Here is a 22,218-nt window from a genome sequence, read left to right as displayed (position 1 = left end):
TACACATAAAGATCGATTATCACAAGACCCGATTTGAGGACCGTGAAATTGGACTTCTGCGGCGTGCAGACGCGGTTTTCGGCCACGATCAAGCGCCGAAACTATCATGCTAATACGTCCTAACAAAGTGCAGCCATAACTTTGCACGAATGTGCAAAAAGGTTGACCAGAACGTTCTGCGGCTTGAAGAATTACACAGAGGACCGGCTCGCGTCGCGTCTACCTTGAGCTGCTTTTGCATGGAACATCCGTATCGGACTGGATCTTCCACGTGGAGGTCAGGAGAAGGGGGTTGATAACCGAATCGGAGCACTAAGTGATCTTCAGCGTGGATACGCAATGGTGGCAGATGTGTCTGGCCTTGGCCGCGGCGCTGGTCCTATCGACAGCCATAGGGTTCGAACGCCAGAGTAAGAACAAGTCTGCGGGCATGAGAACACATGCCATGGTGGGATTGGGCGCCGCACTGTTTATGGTCGTGAGCAAATACGGCTTTAGTGACGTATTGATGGTGGACCTGGTGAGGCTGGATCCATCCCGGCTGGCGGCTCAAGTTGTCTCCGGCATTGGCTTCATAGGGGCGGGGCTGGTGTTCGTGCGGCGTAACCAAGTCCGTGGATTGACGACAGCAGCCTCCATCTGGGTTACAGCAGCAGTCGGGACGTCCGCCGGGGCAGGCCTCTTGCTTCCGGCCGTATTCGTCACCGCAGCCCACTTCGTCATCGTCTACGTCTATCCCGTGGTGACTGCGAAGCTGCGCTTTGGTTTGCCAAGCCAGTGGCTGTTGAAAGTTACGTATATGGACGGTGTGGGAGCCCTGAGGGACGTGCTCCGAACCTGCACCGAGCAAGGATTCCGTGTTCAGGGCTTCGCTACGACACGGGGTTCGGCCGAGTCCAAGGGCGTGATGGATCGGCTGATGACAGCTACAGAAACCCCCGCCACAGCCGACCTCATTGAGATAGAGCTGGAGATTGAAGGCACCATGGCAGCGTCGGATATCGTCGCCCAACTGTCTCAACTCACCACGGTTACTGAAGTTTCCCTCGTGGACGAATCGGAATAGGAAGAACGAATGATCGAGATTCAGGGCCACCGGGGCGTTCTGGCCACACGGCATGGGAATACGCTGGCAAGCTTTGTTGAGGCACTTCGACTTGGCGTTGATGCGATAGAAGTGGACGTCTGGCTCACGTCTGACATGCAACTGGTATTGAGACACGACGCCGTCATCGGCACCGCCGACATCAGGTTGGAGACCATGCTTCAGGCCGTGGTTGAGAAGCAACCGGCCACGATTACCGACGTCGATCCTGAAACACGTGCGCCGTCGCTGTCTGAGACCCTTGCCTTGTTGCGCTTCGCCAATGCCGCCGATGTCGTTCTGGACATTGAGGTCAAAACTGACGGTGCGGCCTGGGACCAGTATGGCCACGGAATAGTGACTGAATTGTCCAAGATGCTGAAGGCTCACCAGGGCGAACAGGCCTTGCGCGTGCGCAGCTTTGATCCCCAAATCATCCGGGCAATGTCCGGGATGTTGCCGGGAGTCCCGTTGGTAGCGCTCAGCAGGGAGAGCCTCGTCCGGTCGGTAGGCCTCTATCCTTCCACCGTTAAAGACCTCGTGACCGCTGCCTTGGCAACCGGGGCTTCCGCCGTTGCGCCCGCTTTTGGAATTCTCGACGCCGGATTGGTCGCCGAAGCCCATAGCGCCGGACTCAAGGTGTTTCCTTGGACTCTGGCGACAAGTGATGAAATCAGCGCAGCCGTCCAACTCGGAGTTGATGGTATCTGCGTCAACGATGTAGCTCTGGCCCGGCAAGTTCTGGGCAGATTGGGCGAGCCTCTTGCCGCGCCCCGCCCAATGACGTTGCCATTGCTGGATATGGGTTCCCGGGCGTAGGCAGGGGAACCTGGTCCGGCTCGTGCCGACCAGATTGAGTCTGCCCAGCTCCTCTATTTTTCAGCTTCGGGGCAGCCCCAGGATTTGGGGTTTTCCTGGCAGGTGTCGGCGACGAGTGCTTTTTCTGTTTTCCAGACCTGGATGGTTTTGGGTGCTGTGGTGAGGTCCAGGGTTCCGTTGATGGGCAGTGGTGGGCCGTTGTTGACGGAGTAGGTGCCGGTGAAGTTGGTGGTGATGGTGGCGGGGTAGTTCCCTGTTGCTGTGTAGCTGTGGCTGGTTCGGGTGTCGTTGAGGAGCCAGTCGGCTTCGGGGATGGAGTAGCCGGCTACCGGGGTGGGCCCGAGGGTGGTGGCGTCGCCGAAGTTGTAGGTGAAGTTTGCCGGGGTAGCTGTCAGGTGGACTGCTTGGCCGAGGATGGTGACGTCGAAGGCTTGTTCTTTGGCGGTGGTGTAGAAGTTCGTGGGTCCGCCTTTGAGGGTGTGGGGGAAGGGTTGGGCTTCGAGGGTTCCCGGGTTGACGGGCAGTTGGCGGAAGTCGTTCAGGATCCGGGCTGCGATGTTGGCCAGGACGTTCTCGGGTTTGGCGTCGTACAGGCACGTGGGACCGCTGACTGGGATCCAGTTGGTCCAGCCGGGGTTGGTGATGGACTTGGGTGCTTGTTTCCAGATCACCGGTGTTCCTTCATCACCGCCCGGTGTTGTGGCAGGGCAGCTTAAGGCCAGGCAGCCGGGATCGACGGTGTCGGGACCGTCTGCCCGGCAGTGGGTATCCGCCATGTATTGGTTGGGGTCGTCTGGTGACGTGCCGCCCTCCAGGTTCGGAGCCATATGCCCAGTGGCCGGATCATTGGTATACCTTGCGCCTATCTCGATGCCCTCGTCGCCAGCGTTGTTTGCGGCCCAAACATCTTCGGCCGCAGCAGGTGAGGCGCAGCTGAATACTCCAAAGACTAGAGTCGCCACCAATACCAAGACTGTGTTTCTAGGCGACACTTCACGCAATAACGCCAAGGTCCACCACGATCCAGGTGCTCTTGTCGAAAGAGGCGAAAAGCGCGAAAGCATCGTTAGAAGCCTCCGACCTAGTCCGGCCGGCTGACCCATCCGGGTTGTAGTAGTCGATCTGTTCCTGAATCACTTGGACCTTGGCCACTTTTACGGTCTCTGCACTCCAGTGCACTTCGATTACTGGCACAGAAATCTTGCCGCCGGCCAACCAACGCCCCTTGGTATATCCGTCTTCTCCCGATTCCTGAAGTCGAACGCAAAGCCTGCAGTCGCGGGAGATCAATGGGAGCCACGAGGACATATCGCCTGTTTCATCCACATAGGAGAGTTGCGCATACCAATACCTGATAAACGCCTCCAGCCCCTCCTTCGTGTTCTCCTTCGCCAACTCGGGCATGACGGGCAGGGGAACATTCTGTGCTTTGCCCTTCGCATCCGCAGGCTTATACAGACCGGACGGAGCGGCGCTCCCGGAAGGAACCACGGGAGCACCTGAGCCGCTCGCACCCGGGGTGGGGGACGCCGTCGTCGAGCCTGTTTCTAAAGGTGGACTGCCCGGTGAACTGCCGCCTTGGCAACCGCTGAGAAGCAGCGAAACCCCGAGCGCAGCAGCCGCAAAGCGGACGGTGAGAACACTAAACGAGGCAAACGAAAGGCGTGGCATGACAGGCTCCCCAGCGGCTGTTTGGCGATGTGTCGGCCAGTCTAGGTGCCGCGGGCTCCAAGGACCCTCTCGAAGAGAACTGCCTGTGGATAACTCAACCTCTGTTCACCGCACCAAGGCGGGCGTAGTCTTGCCCTCGCCGGTTCGTCATCGCAGGCAATCCAACGGGGGACACCATGACCGAAACCACACGATTCAACACGTCCAGGCTTCTTGGCGGAAATCGCAGGAAAGGTACCGGCCGGCGAGGGAACACCCCGCTGCTGCTCGGCAGTCTTCTCACCGCAATACTGGCGCTCAGCGCCTGCTCCTTCCCGCTGCCGGTTGCGCAGCCTACGCCCATAGCATCGTCATCGAACGCCCCAACATCCAGCAACGCCCCAACGTCCAGCACTGAACCGTCTGCTGAGATCAGTGCAAGCCCGGGCGCTACCACAGGCACAGGCGGTGTCTACGGCGAGTTCACGTCCCTGTCCGAAGCGTGCATCTCCGTGAGCGCCGCGATGTTGAGCGTGACCATCCTGCCGTTGGCGGCCTTGGTGGGCGGCGACCAGGAAGATATCGAGAAGGCCAAGGAGGAACTGTCCCGGATGCAGGACAAAGTGCCCGAGGAACTGAAGCCGAGCTTTGAAAAGCTGAGGGCGTATACGGAGTCGGCCGGCACGGATTTCCGCAAGTACGGGGAGCCCGAGTTCGAGGAACTTATGAAGCCGATCCAGGACTGGATGGATAAGAACTGCAAGTAGGCGCCGCGCGGGTTCCCTTCACTCCGGATGCCTCTCACAAAGCGTCGGAGCTAGACGCTAGGGTGGTACTCAAGAGAAGGGGAGTGCTCGATGTCAGATCAGAACTTGCAGATCGACCCTGCGCCTGAGGGCGAGGTCCTCGGTACCGGACGCACCATCATCTCCGAGGCGGCTGTGGCAAAAGTAGCGGGCATCGCTGCGCGCACGGTTCCAGGTGTCTACTCCCTGGGCTCAGGTCCATCCCGCGCGCTTGGCGCTATCCGCGACGCTGTGGGCAGTTCGGACCACGCCGCGGGCGTTCGCGCCGAAGTGGGCGAGACCCAGGTGGCGGTGGACATCAACCTTGTGGCTGTCTACGGGCATCCCTTGCACGGCGTCGCCAACCAGGTCCGGGCTGCTGTTTACCGGGCTGTGGAGGAACTCGTCGGGCTCCAGGTCATCGAGGTCAACATCGAAATCAACGATGTCTATGTGGCTCCGCCACCCAAGCCCAAAACCGTCGTGGTCGAAAAGGAGGCACTGCAATGAGCATGACCGTCGTGGGAATCGCGATTGGCGCCTTCGTGGCGTTCATGTCCTTCCAGTTCGGGCTGTGGGGCTTCCTTATCTCGCTGCTCTTTATGGGCATTGGCGCCCTTCTGGGCCGTGCAGCTGAAGGCAAGCTTGATCTCCGCAGCGTCCTGGACGCCATTACGGGCCGGCGCTCTTCGTCATGAGCGTGGCTGAGGCTGTGGAACCTACCACCAGCCTGGCCGGCCATAACCGGATCAGTACCCAGGCTTTGACATCGCTGGCACAGGCCGCGGCCGCCGAGGCTCTCGGCGTGGAACCCGGCGACATCCGCGCCGATTGGTCGGACGACGACGGCCTGCTGGCTTTGTCCATCGTGGCACCTATCAGCATCCCCGCCCTAAGCGAGGTGCTGCGCAATCCACAGCGCGTCCAGGGCTTCGGCGGCTCCATCTGGGACCGTGCTGTGGCCGCAAAGGCAACAGTGTTGGAGCGTGTCACACGACTCAGTGGTTTCCGCATTAGCAGGGTGGATATCAGGATCAGTGGAGCCCACGTTTCAGAGGGAGGCCGCGTCCGGTGACACAGGACCAGGAAACAGCCACTGAACCTTCTGACGCCGGCTCGGGAGCCAGCCCCATCGCCGGCGAGGACCCGGCCATGAGCCGTATCCTGCGCAGGGAAACGCACTCGTCCCGGGCAGGGGCAGCCAGCATCGCTGCCGTGCTGGTGATCATTCTCTGTGTTATTGCTCTTCTGGAATCTGTGCTCCGGGCCATCGGGCAACCGCCATGGCTTGTTGACCCAAGCACAGCAGCTGAGCGTGTCATCGCACTTCCGGCGGGCATCCCGCCTCTTCTGCTTGGCGCCAGCGGTGCTGTCATTGCCATGGTCGGACTGTTCTTTCTCCTTCACGCCGTATTACCAGGCAGGAGGGCCCGGCATTTGCTGCGGGACCCACGGACCGCAGTCGTCGTGGATGACGAAGTGCTGGCCTCGGCACTTGCGCGTCGCGCGCGGACTGCCGCCAACGTGACGCCGGAACAGGTCATGGTGATTGTGTCCAGGCAATCGGTGGTGGTCAACGTCCGGCCCACATCAGGAAGCAGGGTCAGTGAAGAGGCCGTCCTCGAAGCAGTGCAGGCCGAGCTGGATGAAATGTCCCCCGTTCCCATGCCTACTGTTCGGGTGAACCTCTCTACCTCGGGGGTGGTCGGCGCGTGAACGAAACACCGCGTGCCCTTAACCGGGTACTTCTCTTCATCATTGGCGTGAAACTCCTGGCCATTGGGCTACTTCTTCTCCTGCTGGCGACTGTTCCGGCCGTAGCAACGTGGTGGCACGGCTGGGCCGCGGACATGTGGGCTCGTGCGGAGGACGCATTCCAGCAAACCCGGTTCCCCGGCCGTGAAGAAAGCTGGCTGTGGATCGTAGCCGGGGTGGTTTTGGTGGCCATCATTATTGCGATGGTCGCGTGGCTGTCGCAACAGGGTAAAGGCAGGGCAAACCTTCTGGTGGCCAGCGATGACGAGAGCCATGTGGAGGGTGAGGTCCAGATCGGTGGCGGCGTCGCAGAACAGGCGCTCCGCGCAGCTTTGGCAGATCGGCCGGACCTCGCGGGCGCCTCTGTGGCCACGTATGAGGTCAAAGGCCAGCCCGGATTGAGGGTGCGAATCCAGCCCCGGCAGGGAGTGGCACCGCACCTCCTAGCTGCCGAAATTTCACGCCTGGTTGAAGCCTTGGACCTGGTGATCGGCAAGAAGACCCCCGTATTGGTCCATATGGCATCAGGGGCACGTGCGAAATTTACAAAAGCTGAACGGGTTCGCTGACTGTCCTGGCTAATTTTGCCGAATGTTTCACTCCGGGTGTTTTGCGTTGCTTAACCCTCGCGTATGCCAATAGTTTGAAAGTAGAGGGGGAAAACTCCCTGATGCGATTGATTGCTTTGCAGGATAAATCCCGGGAGCGATCAGCGTTCCAACCGTTACGAAGGAGAGCACCATGAGTGAAGAAACCACGGGAGCGGAAGCAGTAGAAGGCGCTGCGGGCAATGCCAAGGAAGTAGCTGGCGAGGCGCTTGAAAATGCGAAGGAATTTGCCGGCGAGGCGGCGGAAAACGTCAAGGAGTTCGCTGGCGTGGCTGCAGAAAATGTCAAGGAATTCGCCGGAGATGCAGCAGAAAACGTCAAGGAATTCTTCTCTGGTGACGTCGGGGAAAATGCCAAGGAACTAGCTGGCGACGTTGCGGAGAAGTCCAAGGAAATTGCCGGAGACGTCACTGAAAACGTGAAGGGCCTCGGCTCCAAGATCGCAGGCCTGTTCAAGGGCGGGAAGTAGCCCTAGCCGCATGGCGCGAGGATGGCAGTTCAGAAACGTGCGGGAGCGCACCCCATGAGCTGCCATCCCGCCTTCGGTTAGACGCCGATCCATCGCGCCCAGGCCTAGTAGGCTGAGCGTCACACGCGATGGACGGGAGGGTGCAGTGGTCGGGAAAACTGCGACAGGTACGACTGCCACTGGGACGACGTTGGCTGGTGTGATGGCCGAGTTGGCCGCACTGGAAGACCCGAGGTCGCGCGAGGTGAACGAGAAACACGGTGACGATCACGGCGTGAACCTCAGTAAGTTGCGCGCGATTGCGAAACGGTTGAAGACACAGCAGGAGCTTTCACGCGAGCTTTGGGAGACGGGTGACACCGCGGCGAAGCTGCTGGCGCTGCTGATCTGCCGGCCTAAGTCGTACGGACCCGACGAGCTTGACACCATGCTGCGCGAGGCCCGCACGCCCAAAGTCCATGACTGGCTGGTGAACTACGTGGTCAAGAAGAATCCGCAGGTCGAAGAGCTGCGGGTCGCCTGGTTTGCGGACAAGGATCCGTTGGTGGCGAGCGCCGGTTGGGCACTGACGTCGGAGCGCGTCGTCAAGGATCCGGCCGGCGTGGACCTCACCGGGCTGCTGGACACTATCGAGGCCGGGATGAAGGAAGCCCCGGATCGCCTGCAGTGGGCGATGAACACCTGCCTTGCCCAGATCGGCATCGAACACCCTGAGTATCGTGCCCGCGCCTTGAGTATTGGTGAGCGCCTGGAGGTGCTGAAGGATTACCCAACTCCGCCCAACTGCACCTCTCCGTTTGCGCCCGTCTGGATCAACGAGATGGTGCGCCGGCAGCAACTGACAGCAACCAGCTAGCCCCTGTTACGGTGCATCATCCGGTACGTCAGTTCAGCGAGCAGTTCCTCGTCTGAAAGATGCGAGGCACGGGCTATAGGGGCTGCCGGTACCGTGACGCGAGGCCCCGAGGACTGCCGCGGCTCGTCGCTGCTTCGCATGTCGTCCGGAGTGATTTGGTCCGGAGCGAAGCTGGATTTTCCCTTGAGGACTTCAGACATTGATCCGGCGCGCCACCCCAGGGCGTGCTCGAGCTTGCGCTGATTGATTTCCTGGGTGCGCCGCGTACCGGATTCCAGCGTCCGCACGGTCTTGATTGCCGTTCCAGCCTGCTTGGCCAACTGCACCTGGCTCAGCCCTTGGGCCAGCCGTTCTTCTTTGATCAGGCGGCCGATAGTCTGGAGTGCTTCAAGTTCATCCACACTTCCCACTGTTGCATAGGCAATACTGGGCAACCAAATCTCATGACGTGCCTACCGGGCGGTGCAGTTCCAGTCGCGGTGCGGTTTCGGTGCTGAATGCTCGACGGCCAATTCTCCCCCGGTGGGCATGGGCTTCCTTTCGACCGAGAGCGGTTCCGACCCCAGCCTAGTCCGTCCAGCGCGATGCAAAGGTTACTTTGTATCGTTGTGGTTACGTTAGGTGTAAGCGCTTGCATTCGAGCCCTGAACATGACTAGTGTGAGGGCCACCACATCAATCGCGCCACGATTTTCTTGTACTCAGCGAGGAGTCTTCAGCATGAAAAAAACCAAGTACCTGCTCCCGGTCGCAGCGGCCGGCGTTCTGGCACTTACCATGTCCGCATGTAGCGGAAACAGCGGCGGCGGCGGAAGCACCGCGTCGAATGACTGTTCCGCATACGACACGTACGGCAAGCACGATGGCAAGACCGTCTCCGTCTACTCCACCATCGTCGACGTCGAAGCGACAAACCTCGAGGAATCCTGGGCACAGTTCGAAAAGTGCACCGGTATCACCATCAAGTACGAGGGCAGTAAGGAGTTCGAGACCCAGATCGGTGTCCGCGCCCAGTCAGGTACCGCCCCTGACGTCGCAATCTTCCCGCAGCCCGGTCTTCTGGCCACACAGGCCCGCGCCGGCTACTTGAAGCCCGCTCCGAAGACTGTGTCCGATCTTGTGGACAAGAACTGGTCCGCGGACTGGAAGAAGTACGGCACGGTGGATGGCAAGTTCTACGCCGCCCCCATGCTTGCGAACGTCAAGGGCTATGTGTGGTACTCGCCCAAGACCTTCAAGGACAAGGGCTGGCAAGTCCCCAAGACGTGGGACGAAATGATGGACCTGACCAAGAAGATCGCAGACGACAAGACCATGAAGCCATGGTGTGCCGGATTTGAATCGGGCGAAGCCACGGGTTGGCCCGGTACTGACTGGATCGAGGACGTTGTCCTGCGTGCCGAAGGCCCGGAAGTCTATGACAAGTGGATCACGCACCAGATTCCGTTCAATGACCCCAAGATCGTCAACTCCTTCAACAAGGTTGGCGACATCCTCCTCAACCCGGATTACGTCAACGGCGGCTTCGGTGACCCACGCTCGATCTTGAGCACCGCGTTTGCCCAAGCTGGCCAGCCGGTTCTGGATGGACAGTGCGCCATGCACCACCAGGCATCGTTCCAGGCAGCCAACTGGCCTGCCGGTACCAACGTGGCCGAGGACGGCGACGTCTGGGCATTCATGACGCCTCCGGTGGATGAATCCAAGGGCACGGCCATCACCGGTGGTGGCGAGTCGGTTGCTGCTTACAAGGACACCCCTGAGGTCCAGGCATACCTGGCATTCATGGCTAGCGCGGACTTCGCCAACAACCGTGTGAAGCTCGGTGGGGCCATCAGTGCAAACAAGGGCCTTGACCCGAACAACGCGCAGTCTGCCCTGGATAAGCAGTCCATCAAGCTCCTTCAGGATCCCAAGACCGTCTTCCGTTTTGACGGTTCGGACCTCATGCCGAGTGCCGTGGGATCCAACTCGTTCTGGAAGGGCATCGTTGCTTGGATCAACGGCAGCTCCGCCCAGCAGGTAACTGACAGCATCGAGTCCAGCTGGCCCAAGGGCTAACTCCGAAAGCGCTGCCTCCCCTGGCTGGTTTGCCCAGCCGGGGAGGCAGTGTTTTTCCCGGAATTTAGTGATTCACTCACGCCCCGGAGGTTGGGTATGGAATTTATCGGAGGAAAGCTCCTTCAAGTAGTGATCGCCCTGGCGATCTTTGCCGCTATTATCGGCATCCTCATGCTGGTGGTGGATAGAGCACCGAAGTCGGTTAAGGACAAAGTTACGGTGGCAGGATTCCTGGCTCCCGCCGGAATCCTGATGCTGGTGGGCCTCGTTTACCCAGCGGTTCGCACGTCAATGTTGGCCTTCACGGACGCCAGTGGCCAAGGCAACGGATTCGATAACTTTGTTTGGATGTTTACCCAGCCTGAGGCATTGACCACGCTGCGGAACACCATCATCTGGACCATCCTGGTCCCCCTGTTGTCAACGGGATTCGGGCTCGCTTATGCAGTGTTCATCGATAAGGCCCGCGGAGAGCGGGTTCTGAAGTCCCTGGTCTTCATGCCGATGGCCATCTCCTTTGTAGGCGCCGGTATCATCTGGAAGCTCGTATACGACTACCGTGGCCCCGGGATTGAACAGACGGGCGTCATCAACTTTATCCGTGACGCACTGGGAATGAACCCCAAGCAGTTCCTCCTGGACGCCCCGGAAAACACCGTGTTCCTGATCATCGTGATGGTCTGGATCCAAACCGGCTTTGCCATGGTGATTCTCTCCGCGGCCATCAAGGGTGTCCCGGTGGAACTCATCGAGGCAGCCCGTTTGGATGGGGCCAACGCCTGGCAGCAGTTCCGCAACGTCACGGTCCCCGGTATCCGTGGGGCGCTGGTGGTGGTCCTGACAACAATCACGATCGCCACCCTGAAGGTATTCGACATTGTCCGAACCATGACGGCCGGAAACTACGACACCTCGGTTGTGGCCAACGAAATGTACACGCAGGCTTTCCGCGCCGGTGAGCCAGGACGAGGTGCCGCTTTGGCCCTGATCCTGTTCCTCATGGTGCTGCCCATCGTCGTGTACAACGCTCGAGTCCTTCGCAAGCAAAGGGAGATCCATTGACAGCCACGCCAGCCCCGAAAGAGGCGTCCAAGGCCGCCACCCGGCAGCGTCCTGGATCGGACCCCACGGAGGACGCCCAGCCGATGATGCGCAGGGTCAAGACCAAGCTCACTTCCAAGTGGGCCACAGCGGCAGCGATCATCATCGCCGTCGTATGGTCTGTCCCGACTTTTGGCCTCTTTGTTACCTCGTTCAGGCCCGCAGCCAAGCAGGTGGGCCCCCGCTCAAACGGCTGGTGGAATGCCTTCCTTGACTGGGACTTCACGTTCAAGAACTATGTGGATGTCCTTACCCCGGCGGGCTCGCAATCTGCCAACCTGTCCCAGTACTTCATCAACTCCGTAGCCATCGTCATTCCAGTCACCATCTTTGTGCTGGTGTTGGCGTCGATGGCCGCCTATGTGTTCGCCTGGGGCAAGTTCAAGGGCCGCGACGCACTCTTCATTTTCGTTTTTGCGCTGCAGATCATCCCGCTCCAGATGGCGCTGATTCCGCTCCTGCAACTCTTTACGCAGACCCTGCATTTGCCGGCGGGTTCCTATGCGCAGCTGTGGATCGCCCACACCATGTTCGGCCTTCCCCTGGGTATTTTCCTCCTCCACAACTTCATCTCCGAGATCCCTGGTGAAGTTATCGAGGCGGCAAGGGTGGACGGTGCGGGACACAGCACCATTTTCTGGCGGATCATCCTGCCGCTTTCCGTTCCGGCCCTGGCTTCGCTGGCGATCTTCCAGTTCCTGTGGGTCTGGAACGACCTCTTGGTTGCGCTGGTGTTCTCCGGGGGAACGGCCGACGTAGCACCTATCACCCAGCGTCTGGCGGAGATTTCCGGTACACGCGGTGCCAGGGACTACTTGAACCCGGCCGCGGCCTTCGTCTCGATCATCATCCCGCTTCTGGTGTTCTTCGGCCTGCAGCGGTACTTCGTCCGAGGCCTGCTGTCCGGCGGTCTCAAGGGCTAGACAATTGCAGCGTTGGTTACGCAGCGGACGACTCCGCTGCGTAACCAAGGCCTGCACAAAATAGACTGATTCTTCGCCGTGAGACAGAAAACGGCGAAGTGAAGGCAGCCGGAGAGGGGGGCCTGTGACACGAACAACGGGTAGGTCCCAGCGCGGTGGTCATACAGGCGTCAGCATCGAGGACGTCGCAGCAGCAGCAGGAGTGTCTACGGCCACCGTATCCAGGGCTGTCAGGGGACTGCCCCGGGTTTCGCCTGCAACTCGTGAAAAGATCCTGGAAGTCGCGGCGTCGCTGGGTTATGTGGCGTCGTCGTCTGCGTCGGGTCTGGCCACTGGGCGCACGCGGACCATCGGAGTCCTGGCGCCATTCGTCAGCCGTTGGTTCTTCTCCAAAGCAATCGAAGGCGCGGACAGGGAACTGCACTCACGCAAGTACAACCTCTCCCTGTTCAACCTCGGCGGCCATGGCAGCAACCGCGAGCGGCTTTTTAGCTCCACCATGGTCTATAAGCAGATCGACGCGCTGCTGGTGCTATGTATGGCGCTCAGCGAGGACGAGCTGGAACACCTCCACAAGATCGACATCCCACTGGTCGTGGTTGGCGGACACGTTGAGGATTGCGCCTACATCGGCATCAACGATTACGACGCCGCGTCCACGGCCGTGCGGCATCTGCTGGACTTGGGACACAAGGACATTGCCCTGCTCCATGGCGATGACGAGACAGACCTGAACTTTGACGTTCCCCGTGTCCGGATCCGGGCCTTCCAGGACGTCATGTCCGACGCCGGTTTGGAAGTCCGTCCTGAGTGGGACGAATGGGGGGACTTTACGGTTGCCAGCGGGCAGCAGGCCTTCAACCGGCTCTGGAACCAACCCGGCCGCAAGCCAACGGCTATTTTCTGTTCCTCCGATGAGATGGCCATGGGGGTTATCTTCGAAGCCACGCGTCACGGCGTTCGCGTGCCGGCGGACCTCTCAGTTATCGGCATCGACGATCACGACTTTTCCGAGGCGTTGGGCCTTACAACGGTGGGTCAGCGGCCGGACAACCAAGCCGAACTGGGCACCAAGATGCTTTTGGACGAGCTGGACGGCATTGCCGGTGCAGTGCATTCAGAGGTAGCGCCGCACCAATTGATTGTCCGGGAGACAACAGCACCGCCGTGCCGGTGATGAGAGCCGCTGATCCTGAACGCAGCCCGTCCTGAAAGCCTACGAGGCCCGCGCCAACTGGCGGATGGGGATCCACCGCGAGGCCAGCCGGCGGTACGCAGCAGCCGCGCCGGTCATATCGCCCTCAGCCAGGCATTCGATCCCTAGGCGCACGTCCATCGGGGATTCGTCCGGATATACTTTGTCCGCCACGGCCCCGTAGTCCAGCTCCACCATGGACTGAACGTGGAACAACTCCAGCCATTCGGTGAGCTGCGTGAGATCGTCAAGCATGTCCAGGTCCGGAGCTGCCAGGGCCAGGTGGGCTACAGCAAAGCGTGCCCGGTCCAAGGCCTCCGTCAACGGTGTCCATACCCGGACGGTGAGGATATGCCCATCCGACTCCACCACATCCTTGCGGTCCGACTCCGCGAAAAGCGAGAACCAGCTGAAGGGGATACCCCAGGTAGAGGCTCGGGTATGCACCCGCTTGGCTTCTTCCCCAGCGTTGATGCGATCGATCCTGGCTTGATGCTTGTCCCGCTGCGAAACCGGAATCAGCAGATCGGCCAGCGGGCTGTGCACACCATCCATGAGGGCATTCGCTGCCAACCCGGCCCGAATCACCAATTGGCTGGGGCAGTAAAGCAGCCGCCCGGCGTCGTGGGCGTCTTTATCCTGAGGTGACTTTCCCGTTGTCTCGTCCGCGGCACTGTCCACCGCCGTGTGCCGCCCGCCAGGGACCCGCGTCATGCGCACTAAATCAGTCCGCCCCGTGGGGAAAGGGTCCCCGCCGGTCCGCGTGATGCGGCCCAACGAGGCTTGGAGCTCCGCATTTTCGACGGCGGCGCGGGAACCTATCTTGCTGCTGTCCACCACGAGCTGGCGCTGCTGCTCGGGAGGAAACGCCTCAAGGGGCTCGTAAATGCGCAGGGACGAAGAGAACGGCAGTCCTGCCTGGCCCCGATACAGGTTTCCAGTCATCTCCAGCCGGCCCCTTTCGTCCATCAGCGGTGATTAGTCTGCAAGCTCAACGATCACGGGAGCGTGGTCCGAGGCGCCCTTGCCCTTGCGTTCCTCACGGTCGATCGAGGCACCGGTGACCCGGGCAGCCAAGGCCGGGGACGCCAGGCAGAAGTCGATGCGCATTCCTTCCTTCTTGGGGAAGCGCAACTGCGTGTAGTCCCAGTAGGTGTAGACGCCGGGGCCGGGTGTGTAGGGACGGACGACGTCGGTGTAACCGGCAGCTTCGAAGGCGTGGAAAGCGGCGCGCTCCGGCTCACTGACGTGGGTGAAGTTGTTGTTGCGGAACAGTTCGATGTCCCAGACGTCGTCATCGAAGGGGGCAATGTTCCAGTCGCCCATGAGCGCGACCTGGGCTGCCGGAGCGGACTTCAGCCACTCCGCAGCGTTGCCCTGAAGGACGTCCAGCCACTTGAGCTTGTACGGCATGTGTTCGTCGTCCAGCGAGCGGCCATTCGGAACGTACAGGCTCCAGATGCGGATGCCGCCGCAGGTAGCGGCGATGGCACGCGCTTCCTGCGCGGGATCCTTGCCGGCCTTGCCGAACATCGGCTGGTCCAGGAAGGTGCGCTCCACATCCTCCAGCCCAACGCGGGAGGCGATGGCGACGCCGTTCCACTGGTTCACTCCAAAGTGCGCCACCTCGTAGCCCATGCGCTCAAAGAGCTCCCACGGGAAGTTATCGTCCTTGCACTTGGTCTCCTGGATGGCCAGGACATCGCAGTCACTGCGCTCAAGCCACGCTTCGACGCGATCGGCACGGGCACGGAGGGAGTTCACATTCCAAGTAGCTATCTTCACAGCCACTAACTTACCGAACTTGGCGCCCAGCGCATCCCCTCATGAAGGATTGCTCGCCGCGATGAGCCCGCCGCGAGAAGGACGATCAGTGGGCGTACATGAAGGAAGACGCGGCGCCCCGGCGCATCTTGATGCCGCAGACGATCAACAACAGCCCTGCAAGAACGGAGAACCCTGCCAGCAAACCCACAACGCCCAGGAACCCGAGGCTGGGATTGATCAGGACAAAGAGGCCAAAAACCGCAGTCACAAGACCAGTCAGCAACCAGACTCCCCAACCATTGACGGAGTTCCTTGCTGCAAATGCGAAGACGATCTCGGAAAGACCCAGGACCAAGGCCCAGAGTCCAATCAGGACGCCAAGTGCTGCAGCTGTGATTCCTGGCCACGAGACTGCCACCAAACCGGCGGCAATGGAGATGAAGCCTCCCACCATCGTCCAGCGGGAATGGCGTGACGGGTCATAAAAGTAGTGGGCCACGTTGGTGAGGCCGTCCACGATTGCGAAGACACCGAACACGATAACCAGCCCGAAGACAGTGGCGACCGGCAAAGATGCGACTAAAAGACCAAAGAGTACGGCAAGGATTCCGCGGAACAGCAGAGCAGTTCCGGAATGTTTGAACATCTTGCGTTCCGAAGCGTCGGACATAGTGCCAGCTTAATGGAATGCGGGCTGTGGATATATAGGAACGAGGCCTGAATCGCGGGGCGGGGGGCCGGCTTACCGCATGCCCTCGCGACGGATGGCGGTTGCGATGGCCGCCGCACGAGTCTCCACACCGAGCTTGGCATAGATGTGGGCCAGATGGGTTTTGACGGTTGCTTCCGAAATGAAGAGCCGTTTGCCCAGATCGCGGTTGCTGAGGCCCTGGGTCAGGAGGCTCAGGAGCTCTGCCTCCCGGGGTGTAAGGACTTCGTCCGGGTTCCGCAGCTGTTGGAAAAGCCGGGACGCAACCGGCGCGCTCATCACGCTTTTGCCCTGCACGGCGCCTCTTACCGCCGCAAAAATCTCTTCCGGTGCGGCGTCCTTGAGCAGGTACCCCATGGCGCCGGCATCCACGGCACGGACGATGTCGGCGTCGGAATCGTAGGTGGTGAACACGATCACGGCCTGCCGGGGATTGCGCTGCCGTAACTGCTTGATGGCCTCGATGCCGTCCATTCCCGCACCCATGGCCAGGTCCATGAGAACCACTGCGGGTGAGTGCTGTTGTGCCGCGTCCAGCGCTTCCTCACCGGACGCCGCTTCGCCGACGACGACGATATCGGCCTGGGTGCCCAACAGCGCCTTCAACCCGCTCCGGACTACCGTATGGTCGTCCACAAGGAGCACGGAAATGGTGGTCACAGGGACTCCTCCGATGGATCCAAGGGCAGAGCCGGCAGCGGGATCTGGGCTGCGATGATAGTGCCCTCGCCCGGAGTGCTCTCCACGGACAATTCTCCGCCCAGCTGCTCCATGCGTTGCCGCATGGCGCGCAGCCCGTATCCTCCAGTTTCCGACGGCGGGGGTACCGCTCCGGGATCAAAGCCGCGGCCGTCGTCGAACACGTCAAGGGTGACCGCGTCCGGCAGGTACCCAAGAGTCACGCTGGCGTTGTCCGCGTGGGCATGAAGTCTGATGTTGGCCACGGCGCTTTGGGTCACGCGGAGCAGGGCGTGCCGAACCTCGGACGGGATGGGACGGGCTTCACCGGTGACCTGCACAAGGACGTGGTCCAGGTACTGCCGGGCGGCGCGTTCCAAGGCCTCGTGAAGGGGCGCAGTTTCCAGGCCAGGCGCCGAGAGCTCGTGCACCAGGCTCCGGGTGTCGGCGAGATTTCCGCGGAGGAGACTGGTTGCCTTGCTGACTTCGTGGTGCGCCGCAGGATCAGGCCAGGAACGTTGGGCTGCCTCAAGGAGGAGCAAGCCGCTCGCGAGGCCTTGGGTGATGGTGTCGTGGATTTCACGTGAAACACGCTCGCGTTCCGCCGCGATTCCTGCTGTCCGTTCACTGGCGGCCAGCTGTTCCTGCGCTTGGGTTACATCTTCGAAGAGCTTTCGCTGGAGGGCGCCGTCGCGCTCGATCTTGTCGTAAATCAATGTGAGCAGGGCGCCTGCAGCGAGCGGTCCCAGTATCATGGCGACGTCCGTCCATCCGCTCATACGGAAAAGCCCGACGGCGGTGGCCGCCGCCGTCGCGCCGCCCGCCAGATACGCGGCCCACCCCCGGAACGCGGTACGGCTGAGGAAGAAAATGGCGAAGGAGCACCACGCGAAGCTGGGCGCCGCGATCACCAGAGCCGCCCAGGCCGCCACCAAGGCAAACATCCACAGCTTGCGGCTTTGGGTTTGCGGGCTCTGCATGGGATTGCGTTCTTGGGTGGGCTGGCGGTGTTGGGTTGGTTTGCGGTGTTGGGACAGCAACGCTGTCACGACGTACAGAGCACACACGGCGACCGCCAAGGCCACGGTCCACAGGTTGTCCGCGGGGGAGTGGCGCATGACGTAACGGACAGCAGAGGCGACCATCAGCACGGCAAAGCCCAGGTGCACCACCGCATCGATGCGGGTATCGAGCCGGCTGCTTGGATCGAGCCGGCTGCTTGGATCCGGCCCGCTGCTTGGATCCGGCCGTTGAGGGGCTGCTGGCATCGGGTGGTTCCTGTTTCCGTTTCTGTCGGGGGTAGGCGCTCTTTCCATGCTAGATCCCGCGTGATTGCTGGTCTCTCCACCTTTTGGCTGATACGGCTGGCGGAAAGGCTGAGCTTGGAACCGGCACACGGCCGATGCGTCCTGGGGCTGCGCCCGGAACCATGGAGATGTACCCGAAATTGCCAATGCTTGCCACGAGGAGAACTCCGTGAAGAAGTCCAACAAGATGATTGCTGCCGCCGCTGCTGGAGCGCTGTTGCTCACTGGCGGGGTCACCGCAGTAGCCAATGCCGTGTCCCCCGAGGCCGCGCCGGTTACCGCACCGGCCGCGCCAGTCAGTGCCGAGGTCCAGCCGGCTCCCGAGAATGTTGTTGCCCAGAACCGAATCACCGTGGGTGCTTCCAGCAAGGCCGTGAATGCCGCGCTTGCCAAGTGCCAGGCAGACAAGCTTCCGTTCGTGACCGTGGCCCTGGTGGATCGCTTCGGTACCGTCCAGGCCCTTCTCCGCGGTGACAATGCCGCCGAGCACACCATCGAGGCCGCCAAGCAGAAGGCTTACACCGCGGCTGCCTTCGGTGCCCCCACCAGCGAACTGGCCAAGCGCATCAACGGCACAGGCCCGTCCATCGCAGACCTTCCCGGCACGCTTTTCCTGGCTGGCGGTGTCCCGCTGAAGGTCAACGGCGTATCCGTGGCTGGCATTGGCGTCGGCGGTGCTCCCGACGGCGCCTTGGACGAGGCGTGCGCGACCGCTGGTGCCGAAGCCCTGGCCTCAGCAGCAAAGTAGCCTCGATTCATGACCACCTCATCAGTGGTGGGGGCGGGGTTGCTGATGATGGGGTTGCTGGCGGGGTGCGGGACGCCGTCCCCTGCCAGCCCCGGCCCTTCCAGCCCAACCACAGCAAGCTCCAGCCCTGCAAACCCCAGCCCAGCAACGACATCTCAAGTAACCACCAGCCCAGGCGCGTCGTCGAGCGCCAGTCCGGGCCCGTCGTCGTCGGCGTCCAAACCGCCCACCCTATCCCCGGAGGCCCAACTGGAAACCGACCGGCTCCTGATCCTGGCCGCGAAAGCCAACGATCCCGTGCGGGTGCGGGAACTGATCGCCGCAGGTGGCAACGTCAACGCCAAGGACCACATCCAGGACTCTGCGTTCCTCTACGCGGGAGCGGAGGGCTTCAATGAGGTGCTCCAACTGACATTGGCGGCCGGGGCCGACGTCGCCAGCATCAACAGATACGGTGGCACGGCCCTGATCCCCGCCAGCGAACACGGGCACACCGAGTCCGTTCGAATCCTCATCGCCGCGGGCGTGCCTGTGAACCACGTGAACAACCTGGGCTGGACGGCCATGCAGGAAGCCATCCTGCTCAACAACGGCGGGCCGAACCAGCAGGACGTGGTCCGGCAGCTGCTGGCAGTGGGCGCTGATCCGGATATCCGTGATCCGCAAGGCCGAACCGCCCTGCAGAACGCAGAGCGGCTCGGGTTCACGGAGATCGCGGCGCTGATCCGGAACCGCTGACCCAAGTAAGTAGCAGCTGTGCGCGTTTTCAGCCCTCAAAACGCGCAGTGCTGCGACTTACTTGGGCGGGTTACAGGGCTTCCAGCACGCTGACGTAGTTGGCGATGCCCACCCCGCCCATGTTCTGGACGGCGCCTCGCCGGGCATTGGGAAGCTGCATGTCGCCGGCGGTTCCCGTGAGCTGCATGGCCGCAATCACATGCTGGGACACTCCGGTGGCTCCCACAGGATGCCCCTTGGCCTTAAGACCGCCGGACACGTTCACGGGAAGTTTGCCATCCTTGTACACCCAGCCTTCTTGGACGGCGCGCGAACCCTCGCCGCGGGGAGTCAGGCCCATGGCTTCGTACATGATGAGCTCGGCGATCGTGAAGCAGTCGTGGACTTCGGCGAAGTCCAGTCCGTCGATGCCCACGCCTGCCATGCCCAGCGCCCGCTCCCAAGAGACGCGGGTAGCGGCGAACTCGGTGGGATCGCGCTTCTCCGCGGGGAAGAAATCGTTCGCGTGACCGAAGCCCGCCAAGCGCACAGGTGCGGTTGCGCCGCCGGTAGCCGACGTTGAAATCACGACGGCGGCCGCACCGTCCGAGACCGGCGAACAGTCCGTACGGCGCAAGGGGTCGGCAACCATGGGGTTCTTGTCCGAGATGGTGCGGCAGAATTCCTCGCCAAAGTCCCGGTGCATCTGGGCGTAGGGATTATCCATGCCGTTGCGGTGGTTCTTGGCTGCAATGGAACCCAGGACGTCGCCCAGGCCTCCGGGGTAGTTGGCCGCGTCTATGCCCGTGCCGTAGCGCTTCCCGTAGTGCTTCGCCACCTCTGCGAACAACCCCGTGAACCCTGTGGTGGACGCCTTGCCCGCCATGTCGTACGACGCACCAAGCAAAGCCGCCCCCACCACGTCCGCTCCGGCGTCGGTCATTTTTTCCGCGCCGATCACCAAAACATTGCGGGCGGTTCCGGCGAGCACAGCCTTCACGCCTTGCTGGAACGCTGCGGAACCGGAGGCGCAAGCGTTCTCCGTGCGCGTTGCAGGGACATTGGCCAGGTCTGCAGAGAGCTGCAGTGCCAGCGACGACGTGAATCCCAGCGGCTGCATGCCTGAGTTGAACTGGCCGAGATAGACCTCGTCGATGTCCTTGGGCTCAAGGCCGGAATTGCGGATTGCTTCACCGGCTACCTGGACAATCAATGATTCGAGGGTGTGGTCCGTGAGCTTGCCGAACTTGCTGTGGCCCCACCCGGTGAGCAGGATGTCCTTGCCGAACTGGTCTTTCAAGCTCATGCGCTTGCTCCTTCGAAAGTGTTTGTTTCTGCAGACGTGAGCGCCACCGTGAACTCCGCCTCTGTCTTGCGGCGGATCTCTTCCACCGTGACGCCCGGGGCGAGGCGTGTGAGCAGCAGCCGCGTGCCGCCGTCGTTGTTTTCAGCGTCCGCCTCGATGTCGAAGACCGCGAGGTCCGTGATGATCCGGTCAACGCACTTCAGCCCGGTCAGCGGCAGCGTGCATTCCGTGACGATTTTGGCCGAGCCGTCCTTGGCGTTGTGCTCAGTGAGGACCACCACCCGCGGTGTCCCGGCCACCAAATCCATGGCGCCGCCCATGCCCTTGACCATCTTTCCCGGGATGGTCCAATTGGCCAGGTCGCCTCGACCCGAGACCTGCATGGCCCCTAGAATCGCCACCTTCACATGGCCGCCTCGGATCATGCCGAAGGACGTAGCGGAATCGAAAATGCTCCCACCCGACGTGATGGTGACGGTCTGCTTGCCGGCATTGATCAGGTCCGCGTCCTCCTCGCCCTCAAAAGGGAACGGGCCCATGCCAAGCAACCCATTCTCGCTTTGGAGAACCACCCGCACGCCGTCGGGCAGGTTGTTGGCCACCAAGGTGGGGATGCCGATGCCGAGGTTGACGTAGTCGCCGTCGTTCAATTCTTCAGCCGCGATGGCGGCCATCTGGTCTCGTGTCCAAGCCATGATGTGTGCTCCTTGTTCTATAAACCGTTAGCGCTTCTCTAGACCGTTACCGTTTCGCGGGGCGGGCGGACTGTGCGCTGTTCGATGTCCTTAACCCGCGCACTGGCCTGCACCAGCCTCTGGACGAAGACGCCGGGAGTGACGATGTGATTGGGGTCGAGCTGGCCAGGCTGCACAATGACCTCCGCCTCAGCGATGGTGACGGCGCCCGCTGTTGCCACCACCGGATTGAAGTTCCTGGCCGTGTAGCGGTAGATCAGGTTTCCATCCGTGTCCGCGGTGTGGGCGTGGACAAGCGCGACGTCGGCGGTGATGGCGCGCTCGCGGACGTAAGTCACGCCGTCAAACTCTTCCAACGGCTTGCCTTCGGCAACGAGCGTGCCCACGCCGGTCCTTGTGTAGAAGGCGGGGATGCCGGCGCCACCGGCGCGGAGGCGCTCGGCCAGCGTGCCCTGCGGAGTGAATTCGACGTCGAGCTTGCCGGCCAGGTACTGCTCGGCAAACAGTTTGTTCTCGCCAACGTACGACGCGATGACCTTCCTGACTTGGCCTGCCTCGATCAGCACGCCGAGCCCCTTGCCGTCCACGCCCATGTTGTTGGAGACGATGGTGAGGTCCTTGGCGCCGGACTCCCGGACGGCATCGATCAGGTCGGCCGGGATGCCACTCAGGCCAAAACCCCCGACGGCGATGGTCAGCCCGTCTGCCATCAAGTCCTGGAGCGCTTGGGTTGCGCTGGCGTGCATCTTCGACATTTGAACTCCTCTTTGAGTCTTTCTGGTGTTATCCACGTTGTGGACTGAGTGACCTGTAGAGGAGCCTAGGTTTGATCCCGGTGACGGTCAATAGCCGCAGGGCTTTGATACTCACGGTGTGGACTGTAGGATCAATGGTGTCCATATTGTGGATGAAATCTTCAAGGAGGCTTTGTGCCGGAACAGAAATCCACCCAAAACCCGGTGCAGGGGGCCCAGGTTGTGGGCCGT

27 protein-coding genes are annotated in these 22,218 nt (G+C 61.5%); 16 read left to right on the top strand and 11 right to left on the bottom strand.

The window, feature by feature from the left end:
- The first annotated feature begins 349 nt into the window (after nucleotides 1–349).
- Complete coding sequence (locus tag ABIE18_RS02735; RefSeq protein WP_499721369.1) at nucleotides 350–1,066, top strand: MgtC/SapB family protein; 717 nt, start codon at nucleotides 350–352, stop codon at nucleotides 1,064–1,066.
- A 9-nt stretch (nucleotides 1,067–1,075) separates the two neighbouring features.
- A complete protein-coding gene (locus ABIE18_RS02730; protein WP_499721051.1) occupies nucleotides 1,076–1,903 on the top strand; it encodes a glycerophosphodiester phosphodiesterase in 828 nt (275 codons plus the stop codon).
- 53 nt (nucleotides 1,904–1,956) lie between these two features.
- Here the strand turns inward: ABIE18_RS02730 and ABIE18_RS02725 are convergent, their stop codons facing one another.
- Together ABIE18_RS02725 and ABIE18_RS02720 are read right to left on the bottom strand one after the other, a co-directional pair.
- Entirely contained in the window at nucleotides 1,957–2,865 is a 909-nt protein-coding gene (locus ABIE18_RS02725) for a hypothetical protein (RefSeq protein ID WP_499721050.1), read from the bottom strand.
- A 31-nt stretch (nucleotides 2,866–2,896) separates the two neighbouring features.
- Nucleotides 2,897–3,574 carry a DUF6318 family protein gene (locus ABIE18_RS02720; protein ID WP_499721049.1) on the bottom strand — a complete coding sequence of 226 codons (678 nt, stop codon included), beginning with the start codon at nucleotides 3,572–3,574 and terminating at the stop codon, nucleotides 2,897–2,899.
- Nucleotides 3,575–3,750: 176 nt separating this feature from the next.
- Here ABIE18_RS02720 and ABIE18_RS02715 point away from each other — a divergent pair, with 176 nt between their 5' ends.
- From ABIE18_RS02715 to ABIE18_RS02680, 8 genes are all read left to right on the top strand, one after another.
- Nucleotides 3,751–4,320, top strand: coding sequence for a hypothetical protein (locus ABIE18_RS02715; protein WP_499721048.1), 570 nt, complete (start codon nucleotides 3,751–3,753; stop codon nucleotides 4,318–4,320).
- 90 nt (nucleotides 4,321–4,410) lie between these two features.
- Nucleotides 4,411–4,848, top strand: a complete 438-nt coding sequence (locus tag ABIE18_RS02710) for an Asp23/Gls24 family envelope stress response protein (protein WP_431117737.1) — start codon at nucleotides 4,411–4,413, stop codon at nucleotides 4,846–4,848.
- Nucleotides 4,845–5,036 (top strand): hypothetical protein, encoded by a 192-nt coding sequence (locus tag ABIE18_RS02705; protein ID WP_216922303.1) that lies wholly within the window; start codon nucleotides 4,845–4,847, stop codon nucleotides 5,034–5,036. The genes ABIE18_RS02710 and ABIE18_RS02705 overlap by 4 nt, the downstream gene beginning before the upstream one ends.
- Nucleotides 5,033–5,413: a hypothetical protein gene (locus ABIE18_RS02700; RefSeq protein ID WP_431117739.1), complete on the top strand. Its 381-nt coding sequence runs from the start codon at nucleotides 5,033–5,035 to the stop codon at nucleotides 5,411–5,413. Before ABIE18_RS02705 ends, ABIE18_RS02700 begins: the two co-directional genes overlap by 4 nt.
- On the top strand, nucleotides 5,410–6,054 hold the full coding sequence (locus ABIE18_RS02695; RefSeq protein WP_499721047.1) for a DUF6286 domain-containing protein: 645 nt from the start codon (nucleotides 5,410–5,412) through the stop codon (nucleotides 6,052–6,054). The genes ABIE18_RS02700 and ABIE18_RS02695 overlap by 4 nt, the downstream gene beginning before the upstream one ends.
- Nucleotides 6,051–6,662: a hypothetical protein gene (locus tag ABIE18_RS02690; protein WP_223947703.1), complete on the top strand. Its 612-nt coding sequence runs from the start codon at nucleotides 6,051–6,053 to the stop codon at nucleotides 6,660–6,662. Before ABIE18_RS02695 ends, ABIE18_RS02690 begins: the two co-directional genes overlap by 4 nt.
- Nucleotides 6,663–6,834: 172 nt before the next feature.
- Nucleotides 6,835–7,170 (top strand): hypothetical protein, encoded by a 336-nt coding sequence (locus tag ABIE18_RS02685; RefSeq protein ID WP_499721046.1) that lies wholly within the window; start codon nucleotides 6,835–6,837, stop codon nucleotides 7,168–7,170.
- Nucleotides 7,171–7,372: 202 nt separating this feature from the next.
- The gene (locus ABIE18_RS02680; protein ID WP_499721045.1) at nucleotides 7,373–8,026 is read left to right on the top strand and encodes a DNA alkylation repair protein; all 654 of its coding nucleotides are present in this window, start codon (nucleotides 7,373–7,375) and stop codon (nucleotides 8,024–8,026) included.
- On the opposite strand, the gene ABIE18_RS02675 is transcribed toward ABIE18_RS02680, so the two are convergent.
- The gene (locus ABIE18_RS02675) at nucleotides 8,023–8,427 is read right to left on the bottom strand and encodes a helix-turn-helix domain-containing protein (protein WP_477515894.1); all 405 of its coding nucleotides are present in this window, start codon (nucleotides 8,425–8,427) and stop codon (nucleotides 8,023–8,025) included. The genes ABIE18_RS02680 and ABIE18_RS02675 overlap by 4 nt on opposite strands.
- Before the next feature lie 318 nt (nucleotides 8,428–8,745).
- On the opposite strand from ABIE18_RS02675, the gene ABIE18_RS02670 reads away from it, so the two are divergent.
- The 4 genes from ABIE18_RS02670 (at nucleotide 8,746) to ABIE18_RS02655 (ending at nucleotide 13,287) form a co-directional block, all read left to right on the top strand.
- Entirely contained in the window at nucleotides 8,746–10,086 is a 1,341-nt protein-coding gene (locus tag ABIE18_RS02670) for an ABC transporter substrate-binding protein (protein ID WP_499721044.1), read from the top strand.
- A gap of 96 nt (nucleotides 10,087–10,182) precedes the next feature.
- Nucleotides 10,183–11,148 carry a carbohydrate ABC transporter permease gene (locus tag ABIE18_RS02665; protein WP_499721043.1) on the top strand — a complete coding sequence of 322 codons (966 nt, stop codon included), beginning with the start codon at nucleotides 10,183–10,185 and terminating at the stop codon, nucleotides 11,146–11,148.
- Complete coding sequence (locus tag ABIE18_RS02660) at nucleotides 11,145–12,110, top strand: carbohydrate ABC transporter permease (protein ID WP_224095005.1); 966 nt, start codon at nucleotides 11,145–11,147, stop codon at nucleotides 12,108–12,110. The genes ABIE18_RS02665 and ABIE18_RS02660 overlap by 4 nt, the downstream gene beginning before the upstream one ends.
- A gap of 124 nt (nucleotides 12,111–12,234) precedes the next feature.
- Nucleotides 12,235–13,287 (top strand): LacI family DNA-binding transcriptional regulator, encoded by a 1,053-nt coding sequence (locus ABIE18_RS02655; protein ID WP_499721042.1) that lies wholly within the window; start codon nucleotides 12,235–12,237, stop codon nucleotides 13,285–13,287.
- Between the two features lie 39 nt (nucleotides 13,288–13,326).
- Here the strand turns inward: ABIE18_RS02655 and ABIE18_RS02650 are convergent, their stop codons facing one another.
- The 5 genes from ABIE18_RS02650 to ABIE18_RS02630 form a co-directional block, all read right to left on the bottom strand.
- Nucleotides 13,327–14,250: a DUF8083 family protein gene (locus ABIE18_RS02650; protein ID WP_499721041.1), complete on the bottom strand. Its 924-nt coding sequence runs from the start codon at nucleotides 14,248–14,250 to the stop codon at nucleotides 13,327–13,329.
- 33 nt (nucleotides 14,251–14,283) lie between these two features.
- Nucleotides 14,284–15,090, bottom strand: coding sequence for an exodeoxyribonuclease III (locus ABIE18_RS02645; RefSeq protein WP_499721040.1), 807 nt, complete (start codon nucleotides 15,088–15,090; stop codon nucleotides 14,284–14,286).
- Nucleotides 15,091–15,175: 85 nt separating this feature from the next.
- Nucleotides 15,176–15,742, bottom strand: coding sequence for an HdeD family acid-resistance protein (locus ABIE18_RS02640; protein ID WP_499721039.1), 567 nt, complete (start codon nucleotides 15,740–15,742; stop codon nucleotides 15,176–15,178).
- A 72-nt stretch (nucleotides 15,743–15,814) separates the two neighbouring features.
- On the bottom strand, nucleotides 15,815–16,441 hold the full coding sequence (locus tag ABIE18_RS02635; protein WP_499721038.1) for a response regulator: 627 nt from the start codon (nucleotides 16,439–16,441) through the stop codon (nucleotides 15,815–15,817).
- The gene (locus tag ABIE18_RS02630; protein ID WP_499721037.1) at nucleotides 16,438–17,727 is read right to left on the bottom strand and encodes a sensor histidine kinase; all 1,290 of its coding nucleotides are present in this window, start codon (nucleotides 17,725–17,727) and stop codon (nucleotides 16,438–16,440) included. The genes ABIE18_RS02635 and ABIE18_RS02630 overlap by 4 nt, the downstream gene beginning before the upstream one ends.
- Before the next feature lie 208 nt (nucleotides 17,728–17,935).
- On the opposite strand from ABIE18_RS02630, the gene ABIE18_RS02625 reads away from it, so the two are divergent.
- Nucleotides 17,936–18,514, top strand: coding sequence for a GlcG/HbpS family heme-binding protein (locus ABIE18_RS02625; RefSeq protein WP_499721036.1), 579 nt, complete (start codon nucleotides 17,936–17,938; stop codon nucleotides 18,512–18,514).
- 9 nt (nucleotides 18,515–18,523) lie between these two features.
- Nucleotides 18,524–19,252 carry an ankyrin repeat domain-containing protein gene (locus tag ABIE18_RS02620; protein WP_499721035.1) on the top strand — a complete coding sequence of 243 codons (729 nt, stop codon included), beginning with the start codon at nucleotides 18,524–18,526 and terminating at the stop codon, nucleotides 19,250–19,252.
- Between the two features lie 70 nt (nucleotides 19,253–19,322).
- Here ABIE18_RS02620 and ABIE18_RS02615 read toward each other — a convergent pair whose 3' ends face one another.
- The 3 genes from ABIE18_RS02615 to ABIE18_RS02605 are packed head-to-tail and all read right to left on the bottom strand — an operon-like array spanning nucleotide 19,323 to nucleotide 21,987.
- Complete coding sequence (locus ABIE18_RS02615) at nucleotides 19,323–20,537, bottom strand: acetyl-CoA acetyltransferase (RefSeq protein WP_499721034.1); 1,215 nt, start codon at nucleotides 20,535–20,537, stop codon at nucleotides 19,323–19,325.
- Nucleotides 20,534–21,232: a CoA transferase subunit B gene (locus ABIE18_RS02610; RefSeq protein WP_499721033.1), complete on the bottom strand. Its 699-nt coding sequence runs from the start codon at nucleotides 21,230–21,232 to the stop codon at nucleotides 20,534–20,536. The genes ABIE18_RS02615 and ABIE18_RS02610 overlap by 4 nt, the downstream gene beginning before the upstream one ends.
- Before the next feature lie 38 nt (nucleotides 21,233–21,270).
- Nucleotides 21,271–21,987 (bottom strand): CoA transferase subunit A, encoded by a 717-nt coding sequence (locus tag ABIE18_RS02605; protein WP_499721032.1) that lies wholly within the window; start codon nucleotides 21,985–21,987, stop codon nucleotides 21,271–21,273.
- Between the last annotated feature and the right edge of the window lie 231 nt (nucleotides 21,988–22,218).

The organism is Arthrobacter sp. 2762 (assembly GCF_040548745.1).
Lineage (GTDB): Bacteria > Actinomycetota > Actinomycetes > Actinomycetales > Micrococcaceae > Arthrobacter.
This window is presented reverse-complemented; position numbering and strand designations above follow the sequence as displayed.